This is a genomic window from Virgibacillus profundi (assembly GCF_002287375.1).
In the GTDB taxonomy this organism is placed as follows: Bacteria; Bacillota; Bacilli; order Bacillales; family Amphibacillaceae; genus Virgibacillus_K; species Virgibacillus_K profundi.
Map to the genome: position 1 here is coordinate 86,659 of NZ_NPOA01000008.1, position 18,586 is coordinate 105,244.

The window sequence follows — 18,586 nt, forward strand, 5'->3', positions numbered from 1 at the left end:
CCTCTGTGAAATGAATCAGTCCGGAATACCAAGCGCAATTTTTGCATAGCGGGACATTTTTTCTTTTCCCCATGGTGGGTTCCAAACAATATCAACTGTAATATCTTTAACTTCCGGAATATCTGCAAGTGCTCGTCTTACATCAGCCTCGATATGTGCTGAAAGTGGGCAACCCATCGCTGTAAGCGTCATTGTAACTGTACACATGCCTTCTTCATCTAAATCAACGTCATATATTAAACCAAGGTTAACAATATCGATGCCCAACTCAGGGTCAATTACGTTCTCAAGGGCACCTATCATATTTTCTTTTAAAGCTTCATCCATGAATTTACCTCCTCGTATACTTCATACCTATATTTAAACATATTTCTTCAATAATTTAAATGATATAGCTCACTTACTTACAAATGCTCTTCAAACCATTTAACTGTTTCAATAATAGCATATCTGCTTACTTTGTGATCCCGGTTGGATTCCTTTATGAAATGTATCTTATCAGCATTTTCATACGTTTTTGCTGCATCTTCATAAAATGTATACGAATGGTCGAATGGAACAACTGCATCATTTTCACCGTGCCAAAATAACAACGGACGTCCATTCAGTTTTTCCATCTGTTTAGACAGATCATAATTTTCAAGCTGTTCGTAGAGATGATCGATCATGTCCTCTGTCACTGGAAGGTCACCCATTTTTTTGAAGCTATTCACCAATGTTTTCGCATAGGTAGTTATTTTAGGTGAACCCATTAGCACCGCAGCCACTTTAATCCAATGGTATTGCGTTAGAGCTGCAGATGTTGTTATACCACCCATACTGGTACCGGCTACACCAAATCGTTCGTTTAAAACCAATCCTTTTTCATCAAAATAATCCTTAATATCCTTTAATTCTTTTACATTTTGCATTACAATATCCCAAAAGGAAATCTGCTTTTTCAAGGAAGAGATTGCCTGTTCCCTTGCACCATGGTATTCACTATCCGGAAGTACCACCCGAAATCCTTTCTCTGCCAATAAGTAAGCTAAAGACAAATTATGCTCCTTCGCACTGGTGAACCCATGAAAATAAGTAACAATTGGCAAAGCTTCGTTCTCCCGATCAGCATCAACAACAACAAGACATGGAATTGTTTTAATGTTTTTTTCGTATATTCCTATCATTTTTTAGTCCCCTTATGAAAATTTGTTACTTACTATACCTGCATGTTCCCTATTATATAGTAATATTAACTTTGACATCTTTGCAAACAATGTAAAGAAAAAATTTACTTTACATATTTTACGATCACTTATACACTATTGTCAGATGAGGTGAGATTAATGGAAAATAAAAGACATTTAATTGCTTTAGATTTGGACGGTACATTATTAACAGATAAAAAAGAAATTAGTTCCCGAACAAAACAAACTGTATTAAAGGCAATGGATGAAGGCCATATCGTTGTAATAGCTACAGGCAGACCACATCGTGCAAGTATTGACTATTATCACCAGCTTGGATTGGATACACCTATGGTTAATTTTAATGGTGCACTTATCCATCATCCGCGGGATAATAAATGGGATGCCCTTCATAATCCAATGCCAATACGGACTGCACATAAGATCATTGATGCCTGTTATGAACTGGATGTTAATAATATTTTAGCAGAAGTGATGGACGATGTTTACCTTGACCAGTATGACGAAAAAATAATCGATATTTTTCAATCAGCTCAGGATGATCCACCATTTACAATTGGAAATTTAAAAAATCTGCTGACAGAAGATCCTACATCTGTTCTTATTCATCCGAAAGAAGAGCATATTCATGAACTTAGAAGTCATCTGAACGATTATCATGCTGAGCTGATCGAACACCGCAAATGGGGCGCTCCATGGAATATTATTGAAATTGTTAAAAAAGGGATGAACAAAGCGGTTGGCTTGCAAAAAATTGCTTATTATTTTAATATCCCAAATGAAAGAATAATTGCTTTTGGTGATGAAGATAATGATTTGGAAATGATTGATTACGCAGGTGTTGGAGTAGCTATGGGGAATGCAATCGATGAATTAAAATCAGTTGCCAAACATGTTGCAGATACAAATGAACAGAATGGAATAGGAATTTTCCTGGAGGAGTATTTACAGTTAAAAGTTAAATCTGTGTAATTTTCCCGGATATTTCCTACTATATATATTAAAGTTTCATCCATACTACTAGTGAGCGTGTAAAAGCGTTCACTTTTTTGTTTAGTTGTTGCATTTCCAGCAAACTGAAGGAGTGAGTCATCGTGGGAAAAGGAAGCAAATCAAAACGCTTTGTTCAACAAGGCGTTGATTCTGTCAAAAAACACGACGAACGATTTCCTTACAGATCCAGGTTTTCAGATGTAAAACGAAAACAAGAGGAAGCAGATAATCATACCGTAGGAGGGTTTTAGTTGGAAAATAACTTATTTCAACAAGCTAAAAACGCTGTTACTAACTTTATGAATGCGCAAGGAAATACCAATGCCAGCCAAACCGATCAACAGGCAGCACAAAATGCCATTCAGGAAGCATATAACCAGGCATCCCCCGAGGAAAAACAACAACTGCAACAGCTGGAACAACAATTGAAACAAAGGAATCAGTTAAGCTAACCTCTGCATATTGCATACAGTAATATCCAATTCATTAAATGGATGAAAAGGATTTACTACAGCAAACATCTGCCCTCACATGATTGTGGGGGCATTTATTATAATTTCTTTTTCACTCTATTTCTGCTAATATAGATATAGTATGATTAGGAGGGATAACTATGGGAGTTCGTGTAGAAGCTACACCAAATCCAAACGCACTAAAATTCACTACAGATAAGCTTATATTTGAAGGAACAAACAGTATTTCTGTTATGCCTGGTGACACAAGTGAGTATGAAATTTTAAATGTTTTAATGCAGCTTGAAGGTGTGGCAAACGTTTTTGGATATCAACATTTTATTACTGTAAATAAAGACTTTGACGCTGAATGGGATGATTTGTCACCTAAAGTAACTGAGGTATTTGCAAAATACGGATACTGATCATACATACAATACAATATAATGAAGAGGTAAGCTAAATTTAGCTTACCTCCTTTTTTTATTAGCTATTTTCCAGGTCAACAGGTATATAATTTGGATTCATGACTTTTCCAGCTTTGTTTTTTCCATATAATGTAACAATGGGGGCTTCTATTTTATCTGCAGATTTCTCCGGTAAAGTGATTTCCAGCTCAAAACTACTCCACCCATGGGTTCCTTCATCAAGCTGAATATTGGTTTCTTCAACTATCATCTGTTCCCCATGATCAACCGTATAGAATATTTCATCTTCCTCCGTATTTGCTTCACCTGCTAAATTAATTTGATTTGCTTCTATTTGTACATCAATATTTCTAAAGTTAACAGTTGCACTCTCCTGTGTTTCTGTTTCTGTATTTGGCTCCTGTGACTCAGCACATCCTATCAGCATAATTGCAGTCAATAACAAGATGATATATTTCATTACATATTCCCCGTTTCATCAATCTTTTCTAAAGAATCCAAATATGCCGGTTGTCTGAACAATATTTGTAAATGCATTTGGATCAACTTCATTAATTATTCTTTCCAAATCATACAATTCATATCTTGTGATAACAAGATACATCATATTTTTATCCTGCTTTGTATACGCACCCTTTGCAGGTATAATCGTAATCCCCCGTACCATTTGATTATGAATTGCCGCTTGTAGTTCATCTGCTTTAAGTGTAATAATCATTGCAGTAACTTTTTCATGACGTGTATGAAGTGCATCAATTACACGTGTTGTTACATAAAGTGTTAATAATGTATATAACGCATTTTCAGGTAGATAAAGAATACCCGCCATCGCAATAATTACGGCATTTAATGATAAAAAGTATGTTCCGATTGGCTTATCTTTCATACGTGATAATACCATTGCAACAATATCCATCCCACCGGTTGAGGCACCTAATTTCAATGTCATACCAACACCGGCACCACCAATAAGTCCACCAAAAACGGCATTTAAAATAATATCATCCGATAGTGAGAAAACAGGCAGTACCTCCAGGAAAAAAGTAGCAGCAATAACGGAAATAATACTATATACTGTAAAACCTCTTCCAACTTTGAACCAGCCTAAAATAATTACAGGAATATTGAATAATAAGAGTAAAATACCTGTACTGATACTAATTCCGATAAAATCATTAAACACACTGGAGACCAGCTGTGCAGCCCCGGTAAAGCCACTTGCATAAACATTTGCTTCAATTAAGAAGAAGTTCAGCGAAATAGCATTCAGTAAAGCTCCAAAAATAACAACAATAATTCGTTTTGCTTCAACGATAAACATGGCAACCTCCCAACTTTTTTCCCAACTCATTTTTTACACTGATAGCAAAGTATAACTTTTTTAAAATCAGTATAAGTGCAGGCTTTGTGCTTTCGCCACCTAAGGATTCGCGACAAGCCAATTTTTCTAATATTTTTTAAATAATCAAATATACTTTGACTATCTTTCCTACTAGCTTTAAACTATAAGAAATACAAGTATTTATAATGAATGAAGGTGGAACAATGAATATTAAAATTCTTGCTGACTCTGCAAGTGATTTGTCAAAGAATCATTATAACGAATTTGACATCGAAATGGTACCATTAACTGTTCATTTAGATGAAAAAGAATTTGAAGACGGTGTAGAAATTGATCCGAAAACCGTTTATGATGCGATGAGAGAAGGAAAAGTTCCAAAAACATCCCAAGTATCTGCACAGACCTTTCAAACTATTTTTACCTCATATGCTGAGGCAAATCAACCTTTAGTATATTTAGCATTTTCATCTGAACTATCTGGTACATATCAAGCTGCAAAAATGATGGAACAGCAAGTAAAAGATGAATACCCTGACGCCCCAATTCATGTAATTGATACAAAGTGCGCCTCACTGGGTTATGGCTTAATTGTACTTCATATAGCTAAACTTGCAAAAGCAGGGGCTTCTATCGAAGAAATACTAAAAGAAGCGACATATCGGGCCAAGCACATGGAACATATTTTTACAGTAGATGATTTAGAATACCTCTACCGTGGTGGCCGTGTAAGTAAAACAGCTGCCTTTGTTGGTTCCTTATTAAAAATAAAACCAATTTTGCATGTTGATGATGGAAAGTTAATCCCTCTTGAAAAAATAAGAGGATCTAAAAAATTATTTAATCGCATGCTACAAATTATGGAAGAACGCGGTACTGACTTTAAAAACCAGACAATTGGCATTAGCCATTGTGATGATATTGAAAGAGCCGAACAATTAGCTGGGATGATTAAAGAAAAATTCGGCGTCCAGGATATCATTATAGAAATGGTTGGCTCAGTTATTGGAGCACATGCCGGTCCCGGAACCATCGCACTCTTTTTCTCAAACAAACCAAATAAGTCTTCCGAAAAAGCTTGACCTATTGAGGGTCAGGCTTTTTTTCAACACTTAGAATAAGTTATTCCACATTTCCCTAAGATTCAATCGTCAGCGCTGCTTCTTTTCATATTCATGTTTTTTGGATTGGAATCATTGAAGTTGAAAGATATCTGATTGAAGTTGAGAGAAAAAGTATCTGAGTTGAGAGATATCTAATTGAAGTTGAGAGAAAAAGGGCTTGAGTTGAGACGTATTCCATGATGGCAGGGTTATCTCTCAACTTTCCTGCTCTGTCTCTCAACTTCTTGGACTTGTCTCTCAACTTTTAACCCCTCCCCTCCCCAATTTTCACACCATGTCCCTATCTCCTAAAAAAAATAAAATACAAAACTTGTAACCTAACCCGTTTACTCACGTCTAATTGTTTAAAGGAAAAATTTTCATAAAAAGGGGTGTCATAATGAAAAATAAAATTGTCTGGATTGTTGCTGCTGGCATCGTTTGCTTAGCTGCATTGGCTTTTATCTTATTTCCTGCCAATGGACTTAAAGCAGAGATCCCTTCCGCTTCAAGTCATGTACAGGCATTTAAAGATTGGAGGGTTCATTTTTCTAAGCAAATGAATCCGGATACATTCACGGATAAAACTGTAACAGTCATTGATAGCAAAAATAAGCATATCCCAATTACCTTGGAATGGAACGAGTCGAATACAATTTTAACATTAAAACCTCCTAAAAACGGCTACACCATTGATGAAGATTACCAAATCACTATTTCAGATCAGGTACAAACAGCTGCCGGAAAGGAAATATCCGACTCACTAACCCATGCCTTTACTGCTGTTGAGGAATTACCGAATATTAAAAATAAGAAACAATTAGTGACTCTTTTAAACGAACGTAGGAATGAACAGGAATCCGGAGTGTTCATTGAAGAAAGCGAATCTGCGGAAATGAGCAATGAGTCTGCGGATATGGCTGCCAGCGGCGGGGATAGCCAAAGTTTAGCAACTTCCGAAACAAACGTTCAAGTTGCAGGTATTGACGAGGGGGATAAGGTAAAAAGTGATGGTGACTTCATTTACTTTGCCCGCGAAGCTGATATTTTAATTGCCGCCACCGATAAGCAGGACAGTAAAGTTGTCAGTAAAATTGAAGAAAAGGATTTCCAGCCAAACGAACTCTATCTGCACAATGATTATTTAATCAGTATCGGTTACACTTACCGAACAATCCGCCCCGCAGATATAGAGAAATCAACAAATGAAAACTCAAATAATGAGATAGCCGTTCTCCCTATCCATCGTAATCTTACAACAGCCTATATTTATGATATTTCCGACAAAGAAAACCCAAATAAAATCAGAGAAGTGACTGTTGAGGGCAATTTAACCGCATCAAGGAAAATGAATGGGCATCTATATCTTATTGCTAATGAACATCCACCCTACCAAATACTTGAGGAATCAGATAATCCTGAAATTCGTCCATTTATAAAAGATACTGCGGTAAGCAATGAAGGTGGGGCTGTTCATTTTGATGATATGTATTTTTTCCCTGACAGCGAAGAGGCAAACTTCCTGATGTTAACATCCATTAACTTAAATGACATGGAAAAAGAAGCAAAGGTGGAAACCTATTTAGGTGCATCAAATCAAATGTATATGTCAAAAAAACATATCTATATTGCTGTAAATAAATACAAAACAAACAAAAGAACATCAACTGATAAGGAATCTGCAGATACCATGATAGCAAGGCCTGCTGCTGCAAATACGGAAATCATCCAATTTAAAATTGATGATGGGGACATTAGCTATAACGCTAAGACAACCGTTAATGGAACATTGATTAATCAATTTGCGATGGATGAACAGGGTGATACGTTCCGGATTGCAACAACAAAGGGTGATATGTGGAGTGAGGATGAACCCTCAACAAACAATCTCTATACATTTGATGCTAATTTAAATCCTCTCGGTGCTGTTGAAGGACTTGCTGAGGGAGAGAGAATCTATAGTGTCCGTTTTATGGAAAATATGGCATATATGGTAACCTTTAAACAAGTTGATCCATTATTTGCGATCGATTTAAAAGATCCAAAAAATCCAACTGTGTTGGGTGAATTAAAAATACCGGGTTTTAGTGACTATCTCCACCCACTTGATGATAATCATCTGATTGGTTTCGGACAAAACACAAAATTAGTTGAAAATGAACATGGCCCCGAGCCACTCGTACAAATGGACGGATTAAAGATATCACTGTTTGATGTAACAGATCCCACAAATCCAAAAGAAAAGTTCAGTGAAATTATCGGCCAGGGTCATTCCTATTCCGAATTGAATCATAATCATAAAGCAATGTATCAGCATCCAACTAAAAACCTATTTGGCTTCCCTGCGATGCTGTTCGAAGCAAAAACAGTTCATAAAGGAGATATCACCTACGAGGACCAGCAATATCTGTTTGAAGGTGCTCTCCTCTATAACATCACACCTGAAAATGGAATTAAGCTAAAAGACACGATTACCCATCAGGAAAATAATATAGAATACGCTGAATGGGAATCGGAAATAAAGCGGATTGTTTCCGTGGATGATTTAATTTACACATTATCATATGATCAAATGAAGGTGTATAATATAAAGGATGAAACTATAATAAAGACTATTTCTTTGCCCGATCAGTCACTCCCATACTAACAACTTAGGGAAACAGCAGGAGCTTCCCCCTGCTGTTTCTTTTAGCTTTTGAAGCTAAGCTGAACATCAGCTCGAAAGCAGAAACATCAGCCGCTGCCGGCGCACGGATTAATATCGCTTTCTCTCCAAGTCACAGCAACTTTGTGCTTTTTCCGACATAGTTTTATTATATTTTTTTGACTTTTCATCCATTCATATTGCATGACCAGTCCTTTTTTATCTATCATGGACATAGATGGAATTTCAGGGGGATTTAACAATGCCTAAAATATTTGTACACTTTACATTCTTTTTCTTTATACTTACAGCTTTATCCGGTGTATGGATGAGAGCTTTTCCATTCTATCCCGATTTTTCCGCTTCTTATACAAATATATTACATGCACATTCGCATTTAGCTATTTTAGGATGGGCTTTTTTAGGTGTCTTTATTGTCTTCTTATCTATTTATTGGAAAACAATTAAACGAAAAAATGAAGCCATTGCACTCACATGCACAATATTTGTTATTTCGTTTTTCATGTTCCTGGCATTTATTTATCAGGGCTATGCCGTATATTCGATTGTTCTTTCCACATTACATATTTTCGCAGAATATTGGGCAGCCTCTTTTATTTATCGTCATATAAAAGCAAATAAATCCGTACCTAAGTCTGCTTCACTCTTTATAAAAGGTGCATTAATAGCGCTGATCATTTCCTCCATTGGGCCTTATGCACTCGCATTTATTTCAGCAAATGGACTGAAGGAATCCTATCTCTTTGATATGGCAATCTACTTTTATTTACATTTTCAGTATAACGGATGGCTTTCATTATTTTTAATCGGATTATTCATCATTCTGCTCTATTCCAAAAAAGTAAAAATCCATGCTCCCCTTCTCAACAAAGGGTTTTGGATCTATTTTATAGCATTATTTCCTGGCTACTTCTTATCAGTGCTTTGGGCAGATTTGGGTGCATCTGCGGAGATACTTGCGGTCATTGGCAGTATTGGGCAATGGATTGGAGTAGTGTGTGTCTTATTGGCATTTAAGCGTACATGGAAACAGATCCGTAAAGCCTATTCAACATTAACTGTCACCTGTATTTGGATCGCATTAGTATTATTATTTGGCAAAAGCACCATGGAGCTTGGCCTGATCACACCTTCCATGGCACAGCTTATTTATGAAACAAGAAGTGTTATTATCGGTTATTTGCATTTCACCTTGTTAGGATTTGTTAGCATTTTTATTCTGGCACAATATCAAATGGTCAGCATTTTACCTGCCAATCAGCGTACAAGGAATGGTTTTATTATTTTTTTCATTGGATTTATCCTAAACGAATTATTCCTTTTCAGTCAGGCTCTAACAGAATGGTTTACTTTCACATCCATTCCCTTTTATACACAGGGACTTCTTGCAGCAAGCCTATTATTACTAATTGGCCTCATTATGCTATGGATTTCATTTAAATTTAGAAAACTTGGCATACGCCAAGCCTTTAGGCGTATGCCTTAGTTGCACTTATGCAGTTAAGAAAGTAGTTATACTTTCTTAACTGCCAAAAAATCATCGAATGAACTAGGTGATTCCTACATATATTTTTTAGTACAACCTTTTTTAAAATATATGAGGAGGAATTCCATGCTTATTAATGAAATAACCAGCGTTTTTGAAAGTCAACACAAGCAATCACCTGAATCGGTAAATGATTTATTGGACTACTATCAAAAGAAGTATATTGCAGAAGAAATAGACATAAAAGACTATCGAAGAATTTATTTTCAGTTACATAAACAAGGTGCTGTCTCAGCCCACGAATATGCTTAAGCCCCGAGTCCTACTTAAGGGCTTTTTTTCTTTTATGATTGAAAAATAATGATTCGGGAAGATTAATAGCAGGAAATACTTACGAGGAGGAGATAAAAATGGGGATGGAACACTCCAATGGAAAACAGACACCACCTGCCCAGCATCAGGATAGACAACCGGGATTGGAATCGAAAATGCATCCCGAACCTGAATATATTCGCAGCAATTATCAAGGGAGTAATAAACTAAAAAATAAAGTTGCTTTAATAACAGGTGGAGATAGTGGGATCGGGAGAGCTGTCAGTGTTCATTTTGCCAAGGAAGGCGCAGATCTTGCAATTGTCTACCTGGACGAACATGAGGATGCCAATGAGACAAAACGATTGGTTGAACAAGCAGGTCAAAAATGCTTATTAATCAATGGAGATATTGGAAATCAATCATTTTGTGAAGCAGCAGTTACTGAAACATTGGACAAGTTTAAAAAAATAGATATCCTAATAAATAATGCTGCTGAACAACATCCACAAGGAAGTTTTTTGGAAGTTTCCAGTGAACAGATTGAACAAACATTCCGCACCAATGTATTTGGAATGTTTCATATGACAAAAGCCGCATTACCAAGCTTAAAAAATGGCAGTTCCATTATTAATACATCTTCCATAACTGCATATCAGGGAAGCAAGGATTTAATTGACTATGCCGCTACAAAAGGAGCAATAACATCTTTCACAAGATCATTGGCCAGCGCTTTGGCTGATCAGGGAATCCGAGTGAATGGAGTAGCTCCCGGTCCAATTTGGACACCGTTAATTCCGGCATCATTCAGTGAAGAAAAGGTTGATTCATTCGGTGGAAATACTCCAATGAAAAGGCCTGGCCAGCCACAAGAGCTGGCGCCTGCCTATGTCTATTTAGCATGTGAGGATTCGAGCTATGTTTCCGGGCAAATGATCCATGTGAATGGCGGAATCATTGTATCCGGATAGAAAGAGAGAAGCTACTCCCTCGCTTCTCTCTTTTTTTGCTTACGAGTTAAATAAATCACACCGACTACAAACAATAGAAATACCCCTATCACAAAACCAATTAAACCCCAGTTAAATCCCTGATCAGGCTCAATTGAAAATACTTCTGCAGTTTCACGGGGAATACTTATTCTAAATTCTCCATTATCGTTCTCACGTACAATATTATCCCCAAGATATCCCCTTAACTGCATCCCTGAATCAATTCCAGTAACGGAAACAGCCTGTGACTCTTCATCATTATTAATAGCGATGAACATGGTTTCATCCTCGTATGTTCTCTTGAAAACACTCATCGCTCCACTTGAATCAACAAGTTCGAAATCTCCATGGACTAAGGCAGGAAATTGTGAACGCAATGATGAAATCCGGTTATGAAATTCCGTTAATTCAGCATCTCCACTATTAAATTGCACAAGCTTTTGTGTTTCTGATGCATCCCCGTACATTGGTAATTCGGAGCCCTGAAATAATGACGGCACACCAGGAGTAGTATACATATATGTTAATGCCAATGACCATGCAGTTACTGAATTACGTCCATTTTCTGCAAATACTTGGGTGAATCTGTCTGTGTATTTGTTATCAATATAAAGAAGGTCCTTTTCACTTCCACTTTCTTCCCAGGCCTCATATAAATCTGAAACCGGATTACCTAACTCTGAAAAAGTATTTGTCATGGATTGTTGAAGTATTGGATTATCTACCATGTCAATACCAGAGATTTCCTTGATTTCCTTCAAATCTTCGTCTGTATTTAATATATCTCCAATGATATAAAATTCAGGATTAATACTTTTTATATGTGCCGTAAAAGTTTCCAGAAAATCTATCGATGACTGATCGACTGCTTGCAGTTTAAACCCATCAATATCTGTTTCATTCATCCAGAATTCAGCAACTTCAGTAAGGAATGTCTGTACTTCCGGATTATCCTGATTTAAGACAGCAACATTGTCTGCCCAATCTGTTGATAAATTAGCGTCTCCAAGCAACCAATCCGCTTTTTCCGGATCAGAGACGATCGAATGACTTGATGAAATATAATTCGATACTAATTCCAAAACAATTTTTATATCTCTTTTATGGGCCTCGTCGATTAATGTATGTAAATCCTCCATTGTCCCAAACTGTTCCTCTATACTGTAGAAATCCTCTATCCAGTATCCGTGGTAGCCCGCTGGCGCATTTTCCATAATTGGTGATAATGAGAGGGTTGTCACTCCTAATTCCTGAAAAGTATCCAATTTTGTAATGATTCCCTGGATATCCCCCCCATGATAGGCATTAGGGTCTTCAATATTTACCTGCTCATTCCGGTTGAAATCCCCATTATTATAACGATCCACTACTATATTATAAATAATTTCATCCTGTATTTGACTTTCCTGTGCTGAGATAGTGCCAGAATTTGCAGTAAATGCAATAAAAAATAGTGATATAAACAATAATGCTGTCTTTTTCATAAGATTTGTTCCTCCAACGGTTAATAATAGCTCTTGTTCTATTATTAACCCTACATTTTAATAGTCAATAACTAATGGATTATTGTTGAAAATACTTCACAGTTGTAGGTTTCCAACCATAACTAAAGCTGCCTCATCAGAGACAGCTTTATTATTAATAAGTATGATCCAGTCATTACATTGGTAAACGCCAGAAACCTAGAATTAACGTGATTAAAAATGCAATAATGAATTGAATCCAAAAGCTTTTTGTTGGCTTTCCTTTATTTGTTTTCACAAGAATCATTTCGAGTGCAGCAATAACCCAGATACCTGCAAGTCCTTTAATAATCGCCTCAGGCATAAGTGAGCTTCCACCGAAATAATTTGCAATCAGACTTCCACCACTATAAAGAATGAATAAATAATCAAGGCGTAAAATCATGTGTACAATTTTTGCCGGCTTTCCTTTTCCCTGATTGTACATAATTAGTGCTACGATAAACAAAATTATTGCTAACGCCCATCCGGTAATATGCATATGTGTCATATTTATAATCCTCCAGTTTTACAATATTTACTATCGATATCATACCATGTGAGGAATAAAATTTCATTTAATAGGTTGTACAGGAACTTTAATATTTTTGAACCTCAAACTGGGAGTAAATTGGAGCAAAAACTGTTATACTGAAATAGACTGTAAATTTTTATTATTGGAGGGGTAGTATGGTACAAACTAGTCAGGAAATCATTGATCAGACACAGGAATACGGGGCAAAAAATTATCATCCGCTTCCTGTTGTAATAGCAAAGGCTGAAGGTGTCTGGGTAGAAGATCCCGAGGGCAATCGCTATATGGACATGCTAAGTGCTTATTCCGCTGTAAACCAGGGTCACCGTCATCCAAAAATTATTGATGCATTGAAAAAACAAGCGGACGCAGTAACCCTTACTTCAAGAGCTTTCCATAACGACCAATTGGGGCCTTGGTATGAAAAAATCTGTAAGCTTACAAATAAAGAAATGGCGCTGCCGATGAATACTGGTGCTGAAGCCGTGGAAACTGCTATTAAAACAGCGAGACGCTGGGCGTATGATGTAAAAGGTGTTGCAGAAGATCAGGCAGAAATCATCGCATGTGTTGGTAATTTTCATGGTCGAACAATGACAGCAGTATCTCTATCATCCGAAACAGAATATAAACGTGGATTTGGGCCAATGCTCCCTGGAATTAAACTTATTCCATATGGTGACATCGATGCATTAAAGGCAGCAATTAATGAAAACACTGCAGGCTTTTTGTTTGAGCCAATTCAAGGTGAAGCAGGTATTGTCATCCCACCTGAAGGTTTCTTAAAAGAAGCATATGATGTGTGTAAAGAAAATAAGGTTTTATATATTGCTGATGAAATTCAGGCAGGACTTGGCCGCAGTGGTAAAATGTTCGCCTGTGATTGGGAGGATGTAACTCCGGATATTCTCATTCTTGGAAAAGCATTGGGTGGCGGTGTCTTCCCTATTTCCTGTATTGTTGCCAACAAAGATATCCTTGGCGTATTCAACCCAGGCTCACATGGCTCTACATTTGGCGGAAATCCTTTAGCTTGTGCTGTATCTGTAGCTTCCCTGGAAGTACTGGAAGAGGAAAATTTAGCAGATCGTTCACTGGAATTAGGTAATTATATGATGGATGAACTGAGGAAAATTGATAACCCAATTATTGAAGAAGTTCGAGGGAAAGGCCTTTTCGTTGGTGTAGAACTAACTGAATCAGCCAGACCATATTGCGAACAATTAAAAGAAAAAGGGTTATTATGTAAAGAAACACATGAAAATGTAATTCGATTCGCCCCTCCTCTTATTATCGAAAAAGATGACCTGGATTGGGCAATAGATCAAATTAAAGAAGTATTGAAAGGTTAATTGTATAACGAATTACACCATTTTTGTAATTAAAATTAAAAATCTCAGTTCAATGAGCTGAGATTTTTCTTCAATGCTTCTTCCTCTGATAGATTTTGAACTGCTTCTGTAAATGGAAAATACCAGCTAGGGTCATTGGCATTTGCTAAGAACTGATCTAATATAACATCTTGAACATGTGACAATGTTTTTCTATTCTACTATTCTGGTATTCACCAATATAAAAAAATACTTAAAGAAATAAAACCATATGGTATTCATCAAAATATGTATCATTATATTTCAAAGCATTTTTTTCAGTTCCAAATACTTTAAAACCAAATGATGAGCACAATCGTTTAGCTGATGCGTTCGTTGTAACAACTGTTAAATAAATTTGCTCAATTACTCCTAAATCTCCGGCCTTTTGAATTACTTCCACCAAATAGTTTAAGTGTAATTCTTTACAATAATTATCTATATTACTTCTTTTTTTCAAAATGGTGAACTATAAATAAGGCAATCAGAGTAATCACCAACAAAATACTTCCGTAAACAGGATAATTATAGACTGTAGCTAATAAAAATCCAGCCAATGCCATTAAGCTAAGCATTATTCTCCTGATAATATATCCGAGTTTCATTTTCCACGCCTCCCTGTTGAATACATAAGGGGGATAATTATTAAGTTTTTCAACAAATAGATGAACAGCCTATTGAGAAAAGCGCCCGTTTGCTTTAATAAATAAGCAAGCAATTTTGTTCTTATTGCTTAAATGCTTCTAATCTTTGAACTTGAACTCCTTTGTCATCAAAGTTCTCCTCTGTCAACCATTGAGTTAATGCTTGTTTATGTAGAGGCCATTCTTCTATTAGCATTGAAAACCAGCTGGTGTTTCGTGAGCGATTTTTATAGATAACGGCATTTCTGAAGGTGCCTTCATACTTAAATCCTAAACGTTTTGCCGTTTGAATGGAGGGAGCATTAAGGGAATCACATTTCCATTCATAGCGCCGGTATTGGAGTTCTTCGAATACGTACATGGCTAATAAATAGTGTGCTTCGGTAGACATTCTTGTTCTTTTTATTGCATCCGAAAAATTAATATTTCCTACTTCGATCACCCCATTTGCCTGATCTATCCTCATTAAACTAAAGATCCCAAGTGGTTTGTTTGTCTCTTTATTTAACACAGCATAATAGATGTGTGTGCTGCTTTCTATTTTTTCTAGTAATGTCTGTTCAAATACTTCATAGTTATGAGGTGGTTCGTCGGGTAAGTAGGTCCAATTACTAGGGTGAGAATTTTTATAGGCGTTATAGAGCTCTTTGGTATGTGTACGAGATAATCTAGTGACAATGGTATATTTTCCGACATAATACATATTGGAAGGGATTTTTCTTTTCTGCCAACCGGGCAACTCCTCACCAATTGGCTGGTTGTATTTGTTTACTCTCTGATTCATTTAATCACCACATTTCATTACATTATTTTATTACGGCATAACTTGTTAAAAATAATAAATCATCTGGTCTTTAATGATGCCTTCCATTTAATATTAACATAATATTCCTAACCCTTTTTTTAAAAAAACAATAAAATTTCCCACGGGCGGACATTTCAACTTTCGAGCTGATTCCCCCACCCATTTTTCCTTCCAATTCTGATCCATCTTATCCATCCCTTCTCTGTCGAAATGGTTGTTTTTTATTATAGGTTAAACTTCTCCATATCCATTCCAAAGGGCCAAATAAGTAGTGGGAAAACCACCATTTACTAAACAGAGCCTGCAAGTTGAATACGATAATCACAATGATAACTCCAGTGAGTGGCTTGATTGAACCATACAAACCAAGCCCGACTCCATAAAATAATAAAAAACTAATGACAGATTGCATGATATAATTCGTTAAAGCCATTCGCCCTACAAAAATAAATGGTGTGATTAACTTTTTCCCTATTTCCGTTTGAGTGAGTAATGTAATTGAGAAAATATAAAACAATGCGGAAGCAGTTCCGCCAATATTATCCTGAATGTATGAAAACCATAATGGATTTCCCAAAAAGTGTGGTCCTGCTTTTAAAATAATAAAAAACAGTAAAGAAATAAACCACCATGTGATCAATATAGATTTATGTTTCATTGGTTCATGAAGCAGGCGTTTTTTGGCTAAATACATGCCAAACAAAAATAATGGCAATAAGGTTGTCCCTAATAATAAGTAGCTCATTCCGCCATTACCATACACCCAGTCATGATAATTTTGTGTCCATATATTCATCAGATTACTGTTTTGATAATTATTGAAAGCCTGCTTAATTGCATCTGCATCATATAAATGTAAATAGTCCCGAACCATATATAACATTAGAGAGATAATACCAACACTTGTGCCCAGTAAAATGATCCCCCAGAGCAGGAGCGTTTTTTCTTTAGCCTGCAAAAATAATAATAACAATAAACCAATTAAGCCGTATGATAATAAAATATCTCCATGCCAAATTAAAAATGCATGGATCATACCAAAGCAAATTAATATCAGAAGTCTTTTGCTTAAAAAGCCGTAGACTTCCACGCCACGCTCAATCAGCCGCTCCTTCACGATCTGAAATCCGAAGCCAAATAACAACGAAAAAAGTGTATAAAAGCTTGCTTGGAAAAAGATATCTATAATAGCCTGTGTGTATTGGCTGGCAGCAGAATTCCAGGCATCATCTGCACCGCCGTACATAAAATATGGAGCAGAAAATGCCCCAATGTTAACGATGAAAATTCCAAAAATAGCAAATCCGCGTGCAGCATCTATCCATATTAATCTGTTCTTTCCTTTTATTGGGGAAACAATATTCTTCATGTTAAAATCCTTTCATCTAATACCAATGTCAAATTTCTCTAACCCAGAAAAACAGAGAACATCCTTAAAAATTCTCAACAATTATATGTATTTACATAAACTAACAGGAAGGAGGATTTTCCAATGCCAGCCAAAGTGGGTGCTGTTAAAGTAATCAATATATCTGCATCAAGTATTTTCAATATTGGAGACGTGTATTCCATGTGCCCTGAAAGCAATGCAAAAACATTCGCTGGTGGTGGCTCATTTAACACGGGAGACGGAATCCGTATTCATCTAAACAATTCCATCACGAAGGTTTATGATTCTGATAAAATCGATCAGCCTATTAGTTAGTATCGGAGTGAATTACATTGAATTTAACCATCCATCAATCAATCAGTATTTATATGATAAAAGTTGGCTCTATTACCAATTCATCTGTCCTCCAGATCGGAAGCACGGGAAGTATCCAGGCACAATCTGACATATACAACACAGGTGGATATACAGGACCTGCTGCCCCTGCTGAGCCAATCGGAAGTGTTACCCCCATCATACCATTATCTCCTCCGGTGCAATAGCACATCTCAATATCCTTTGCATAATCTGTTTATAGGCATCCGTCTATAAAACAGTGAAGGGGGATTATTTTATGAATGGTAATGACTGGACCAATTATATTTACGAGTTGCACCATTACATGACAAAACAGGAAAAAATGATAGAAGCACTGGAAAAAAGACTGCACAGCCTGGAAAAAGCATTTCAGGAAAAAAGCACAAATACGATAGAAAAAATCGAATATAACTTTGATCAACTGAAAATTGAGCGTCTTGATGGAACCCTTCAAATCGGTTTATCCCCCAATGATTTAGCCAATATTGAAGACTTTGGTGTTCATCAAAATCAAGTACCACAAAACCCACCACCACTAAAACAGACATTAAATTCTGAATTAAGCAGTTACCTGCATGATAATGGGCCTTCTATAATTCGTGATCTATCCAAATCATATAATTATACGATTGATGAAGATTTTCAGTCTGTAATGATTCAGGATATTGAAAAACAGCTTCCAAGCCGCATTGCCTTTTATGAACAGGAAGCAATGCGTAACAATAAATTAACAAATGAACAGGATTTCAAGCTTTATATAAGTGATCAAATTAAAAAGGAAATTTATCAGTCCTTATTAAATTATATCCAAACAAATGAAGGAAAAGGAGAAGAATAATGAATATAGAGGTACACAACTGGGGATTAAACGTTGAAAATGTTCAAGTCGATAATGTTGCTGCTTCGTCAGTTTTCCTGATCGGGGATAATGAAGAAATGAATCTTTCCTCTTTTTTTGATACCCCACCGGAAGCATTCACTATTGGAAATATTGTACCATTAGCACCATAACCGGAGGAATGTCAG

24 protein-coding genes and 1 pseudogene are annotated in these 18,586 nt (G+C 36.3%); 14 read left to right on the forward strand and 11 right to left on the reverse strand.

The features are described from left to right. Positions 1-15: 15 nt before the first annotated feature. On the reverse strand, positions 16-327 hold the full coding sequence (locus tag CIL05_RS12570; protein WP_095655890.1) for a metal-sulfur cluster assembly factor: 312 nt from the start codon (positions 325-327) through the stop codon (positions 16-18). Positions 328-404: 77 nt separating this feature from the next. Continuing rightward, positions 405-1,166, reverse strand: a complete 762-nt coding sequence (yjfP, locus tag CIL05_RS12575) for an esterase (RefSeq protein ID WP_095655891.1) — start codon at positions 1,164-1,166, stop codon at positions 405-407. Between the two features lie 159 nt (positions 1,167-1,325). On the opposite strand from yjfP, the gene CIL05_RS12580 reads away from it, so the two are divergent. From CIL05_RS12580 to CIL05_RS12590, 4 genes are all read left to right on the forward strand, one after another. After that, positions 1,326-2,159, forward strand: a complete 834-nt coding sequence (locus CIL05_RS12580; protein WP_095655892.1) for a Cof-type HAD-IIB family hydrolase — start codon at positions 1,326-1,328, stop codon at positions 2,157-2,159. 122 nt (positions 2,160-2,281) lie between these two features. Further along, the gene (locus tag CIL05_RS22255; protein ID WP_165769119.1) at positions 2,282-2,431 is read left to right on the forward strand and encodes a hypothetical protein; all 150 of its coding nucleotides are present in this window, start codon (positions 2,282-2,284) and stop codon (positions 2,429-2,431) included. Then, the gene (locus CIL05_RS12585) at positions 2,432-2,632 is read left to right on the forward strand and encodes a DUF3813 domain-containing protein (protein WP_095655893.1); all 201 of its coding nucleotides are present in this window, start codon (positions 2,432-2,434) and stop codon (positions 2,630-2,632) included. Between the two features lie 161 nt (positions 2,633-2,793). Then, positions 2,794-3,057 (forward strand): NifU N-terminal domain-containing protein, encoded by a 264-nt coding sequence (locus tag CIL05_RS12590; RefSeq protein WP_095655894.1) that lies wholly within the window; start codon positions 2,794-2,796, stop codon positions 3,055-3,057. A gap of 61 nt (positions 3,058-3,118) precedes the next feature. Here CIL05_RS12590 and CIL05_RS12595 read toward each other — a convergent pair whose 3' ends face one another. Next, a complete protein-coding gene (locus tag CIL05_RS12595) occupies positions 3,119-3,520 on the reverse strand; it encodes a hypothetical protein (protein WP_095655895.1) in 402 nt (133 codons plus the stop codon). An 18-nt stretch (positions 3,521-3,538) separates the two neighbouring features. After that, positions 3,539-4,381: a YitT family protein gene (locus CIL05_RS12600; protein WP_095655896.1), complete on the reverse strand. Its 843-nt coding sequence runs from the start codon at positions 4,379-4,381 to the stop codon at positions 3,539-3,541. Positions 4,382-4,605: 224 nt separating this feature from the next. Here CIL05_RS12600 and CIL05_RS12605 point away from each other — a divergent pair, with 224 nt between their 5' ends. From CIL05_RS12605 to CIL05_RS12625, 5 genes are all read left to right on the forward strand, one after another. Next, positions 4,606-5,481 (forward strand): DegV family protein, encoded by an 876-nt coding sequence (locus tag CIL05_RS12605; RefSeq protein ID WP_095655897.1) that lies wholly within the window; start codon positions 4,606-4,608, stop codon positions 5,479-5,481. A 421-nt stretch (positions 5,482-5,902) separates the two neighbouring features. Then, positions 5,903-8,149, forward strand: a complete 2,247-nt coding sequence (locus CIL05_RS12610) for a beta-propeller domain-containing protein (RefSeq protein ID WP_095655898.1) — start codon at positions 5,903-5,905, stop codon at positions 8,147-8,149. 259 nt (positions 8,150-8,408) lie between these two features. Then, positions 8,409-9,653 (forward strand): hypothetical protein, encoded by a 1,245-nt coding sequence (locus CIL05_RS12615; protein ID WP_095655899.1) that lies wholly within the window; start codon positions 8,409-8,411, stop codon positions 9,651-9,653. Positions 9,654-9,779: 126 nt separating this feature from the next. Next, a complete protein-coding gene (yppF, locus tag CIL05_RS12620; RefSeq protein ID WP_095655900.1) occupies positions 9,780-9,965 on the forward strand; it encodes a YppF family protein in 186 nt (61 codons plus the stop codon). 98 nt (positions 9,966-10,063) lie between these two features. Next, the gene (locus CIL05_RS12625) at positions 10,064-10,936 is read left to right on the forward strand and encodes an SDR family oxidoreductase (RefSeq protein ID WP_095655901.1); all 873 of its coding nucleotides are present in this window, start codon (positions 10,064-10,066) and stop codon (positions 10,934-10,936) included. Between the two features lie 11 nt (positions 10,937-10,947). On the opposite strand, the gene CIL05_RS12630 is transcribed toward CIL05_RS12625, so the two are convergent. Both CIL05_RS12630 and CIL05_RS12635 read right to left on the reverse strand, forming a co-directional pair. Then, positions 10,948-12,441 carry an alpha-amylase family glycosyl hydrolase gene (locus CIL05_RS12630; RefSeq protein WP_095655902.1) on the reverse strand — a complete coding sequence of 498 codons (1,494 nt, stop codon included), beginning with the start codon at positions 12,439-12,441 and terminating at the stop codon, positions 10,948-10,950. A gap of 175 nt (positions 12,442-12,616) precedes the next feature. Further along, a complete protein-coding gene (locus CIL05_RS12635; RefSeq protein WP_095655903.1) occupies positions 12,617-12,970 on the reverse strand; it encodes a YisL family protein in 354 nt (117 codons plus the stop codon). 179 nt (positions 12,971-13,149) lie between these two features. Between CIL05_RS12635 and CIL05_RS12640 the strand changes: the two genes are divergently transcribed. After that, positions 13,150-14,346 carry an ornithine--oxo-acid transaminase gene (locus CIL05_RS12640; protein ID WP_095655904.1) on the forward strand — a complete coding sequence of 399 codons (1,197 nt, stop codon included), beginning with the start codon at positions 13,150-13,152 and terminating at the stop codon, positions 14,344-14,346. Between the two features lie 65 nt (positions 14,347-14,411). Here the strand turns inward: CIL05_RS12640 and CIL05_RS12645 are convergent. The 5 genes and pseudogenes from CIL05_RS12645 to CIL05_RS12660 form a co-directional block, all read right to left on the reverse strand. Then, positions 14,412-14,531: pseudogene (locus tag CIL05_RS12645) on the reverse strand (DinB family protein); the annotation flags it as partial. A gap of 47 nt (positions 14,532-14,578) precedes the next feature. Beyond that, positions 14,579-14,824 carry a GNAT family N-acetyltransferase gene (locus tag CIL05_RS12650; protein ID WP_240510186.1) on the reverse strand — a complete coding sequence of 82 codons (246 nt, stop codon included), beginning with the start codon at positions 14,822-14,824 and terminating at the stop codon, positions 14,579-14,581. After that, on the reverse strand, positions 14,808-14,969 hold the full coding sequence (locus tag CIL05_RS22260; protein WP_165769120.1) for a hypothetical protein: 162 nt from the start codon (positions 14,967-14,969) through the stop codon (positions 14,808-14,810). The genes CIL05_RS12650 and CIL05_RS22260 overlap by 17 nt, the downstream gene beginning before the upstream one ends. A 121-nt stretch (positions 14,970-15,090) precedes the next feature. Further along, positions 15,091-15,792 carry a GNAT family N-acetyltransferase gene (locus CIL05_RS12655; protein WP_095655906.1) on the reverse strand — a complete coding sequence of 234 codons (702 nt, stop codon included), beginning with the start codon at positions 15,790-15,792 and terminating at the stop codon, positions 15,091-15,093. A gap of 208 nt (positions 15,793-16,000) precedes the next feature. After that, entirely contained in the window at positions 16,001-17,182 is a 1,182-nt protein-coding gene (locus CIL05_RS12660) for a DUF418 domain-containing protein (protein WP_095655907.1), read from the reverse strand. A gap of 123 nt (positions 17,183-17,305) precedes the next feature. Between CIL05_RS12660 and CIL05_RS12665 the strand changes: the two genes are divergently transcribed. The 4 genes from CIL05_RS12665 (at position 17,306) to CIL05_RS12680 (ending at position 18,571) form a co-directional block, all read left to right on the forward strand. Beyond that, entirely contained in the window at positions 17,306-17,518 is a 213-nt protein-coding gene (locus CIL05_RS12665) for a spore germination protein (protein ID WP_095655908.1), read from the forward strand. Positions 17,519-17,535: 17 nt separating this feature from the next. Next, positions 17,536-17,745 (forward strand): spore germination protein GerPB, encoded by a 210-nt coding sequence (locus CIL05_RS12670; protein ID WP_095655909.1) that lies wholly within the window; start codon positions 17,536-17,538, stop codon positions 17,743-17,745. Between the two features lie 71 nt (positions 17,746-17,816). Beyond that, a complete protein-coding gene (gerPC, locus tag CIL05_RS12675) occupies positions 17,817-18,398 on the forward strand; it encodes a spore germination protein GerPC (protein ID WP_095655910.1) in 582 nt (193 codons plus the stop codon). Beyond that, positions 18,398-18,571 (forward strand): spore germination protein GerPD, encoded by a 174-nt coding sequence (locus CIL05_RS12680; RefSeq protein WP_095655911.1) that lies wholly within the window; start codon positions 18,398-18,400, stop codon positions 18,569-18,571. Before gerPC ends, CIL05_RS12680 begins: the two co-directional genes overlap by 1 nt. Positions 18,572-18,586 lie beyond the last annotated feature (15 nt).

Coding starts and splice junctions, on each gene's coding strand:
- CIL05_RS12570 (WP_095655890.1), bottom strand. CDS start 327: ATGGATGAAGCTTTAAAAGAAAATATGATAGGTGCCCTTGAGAACGTA.
- yjfP (WP_095655891.1), bottom strand. CDS start 1,166: ATGATAGGAATATACGAAAAAAACATTAAAACAATTCCATGTCTTGTT.
- CIL05_RS12580 (WP_095655892.1), top strand. CDS start 1,326: ATGGAAAATAAAAGACATTTAATTGCTTTAGATTTGGACGGTACATTA.
- CIL05_RS12590 (WP_095655894.1), top strand. CDS start 2,794: ATGGGAGTTCGTGTAGAAGCTACACCAAATCCAAACGCACTAAAATTC.
- CIL05_RS12595 (WP_095655895.1), bottom strand. CDS start 3,520: ATGAAATATATCATCTTGTTATTGACTGCAATTATGCTGATAGGATGT.
- CIL05_RS12600 (WP_095655896.1), bottom strand. CDS start 4,381: ATGTTTATCGTTGAAGCAAAACGAATTATTGTTGTTATTTTTGGAGCT.
- CIL05_RS12605 (WP_095655897.1), top strand. CDS start 4,606: ATGAATATTAAAATTCTTGCTGACTCTGCAAGTGATTTGTCAAAGAAT.
- CIL05_RS12610 (WP_095655898.1), top strand. CDS start 5,903: ATGAAAAATAAAATTGTCTGGATTGTTGCTGCTGGCATCGTTTGCTTA.
- CIL05_RS12615 (WP_095655899.1), top strand. CDS start 8,409: ATGCCTAAAATATTTGTACACTTTACATTCTTTTTCTTTATACTTACA.
- yppF (WP_095655900.1), top strand. CDS start 9,780: ATGCTTATTAATGAAATAACCAGCGTTTTTGAAAGTCAACACAAGCAA.
- CIL05_RS12625 (WP_095655901.1), top strand. CDS start 10,064: ATGGGGATGGAACACTCCAATGGAAAACAGACACCACCTGCCCAGCAT.
- CIL05_RS12630 (WP_095655902.1), bottom strand. CDS start 12,441: ATGAAAAAGACAGCATTATTGTTTATATCACTATTTTTTATTGCATTT.
- CIL05_RS12635 (WP_095655903.1), bottom strand. CDS start 12,970: ATGACACATATGCATATTACCGGATGGGCGTTAGCAATAATTTTGTTT.
- CIL05_RS12640 (WP_095655904.1), top strand. CDS start 13,150: ATGGTACAAACTAGTCAGGAAATCATTGATCAGACACAGGAATACGGG.
- CIL05_RS22260 (WP_165769120.1), bottom strand. CDS start 14,969: ATGAAACTCGGATATATTATCAGGAGAATAATGCTTAGCTTAATGGCA.
- CIL05_RS12655 (WP_095655906.1), bottom strand. CDS start 15,792: ATGAATCAGAGAGTAAACAAATACAACCAGCCAATTGGTGAGGAGTTG.
- CIL05_RS12660 (WP_095655907.1), bottom strand. CDS start 17,182: ATGAAGAATATTGTTTCCCCAATAAAAGGAAAGAACAGATTAATATGG.
- CIL05_RS12665 (WP_095655908.1), top strand. CDS start 17,306: ATGCCAGCCAAAGTGGGTGCTGTTAAAGTAATCAATATATCTGCATCA.
- gerPC (WP_095655910.1), top strand. CDS start 17,817: ATGAATGGTAATGACTGGACCAATTATATTTACGAGTTGCACCATTAC.
- CIL05_RS12680 (WP_095655911.1), top strand. CDS start 18,398: ATGAATATAGAGGTACACAACTGGGGATTAAACGTTGAAAATGTTCAA.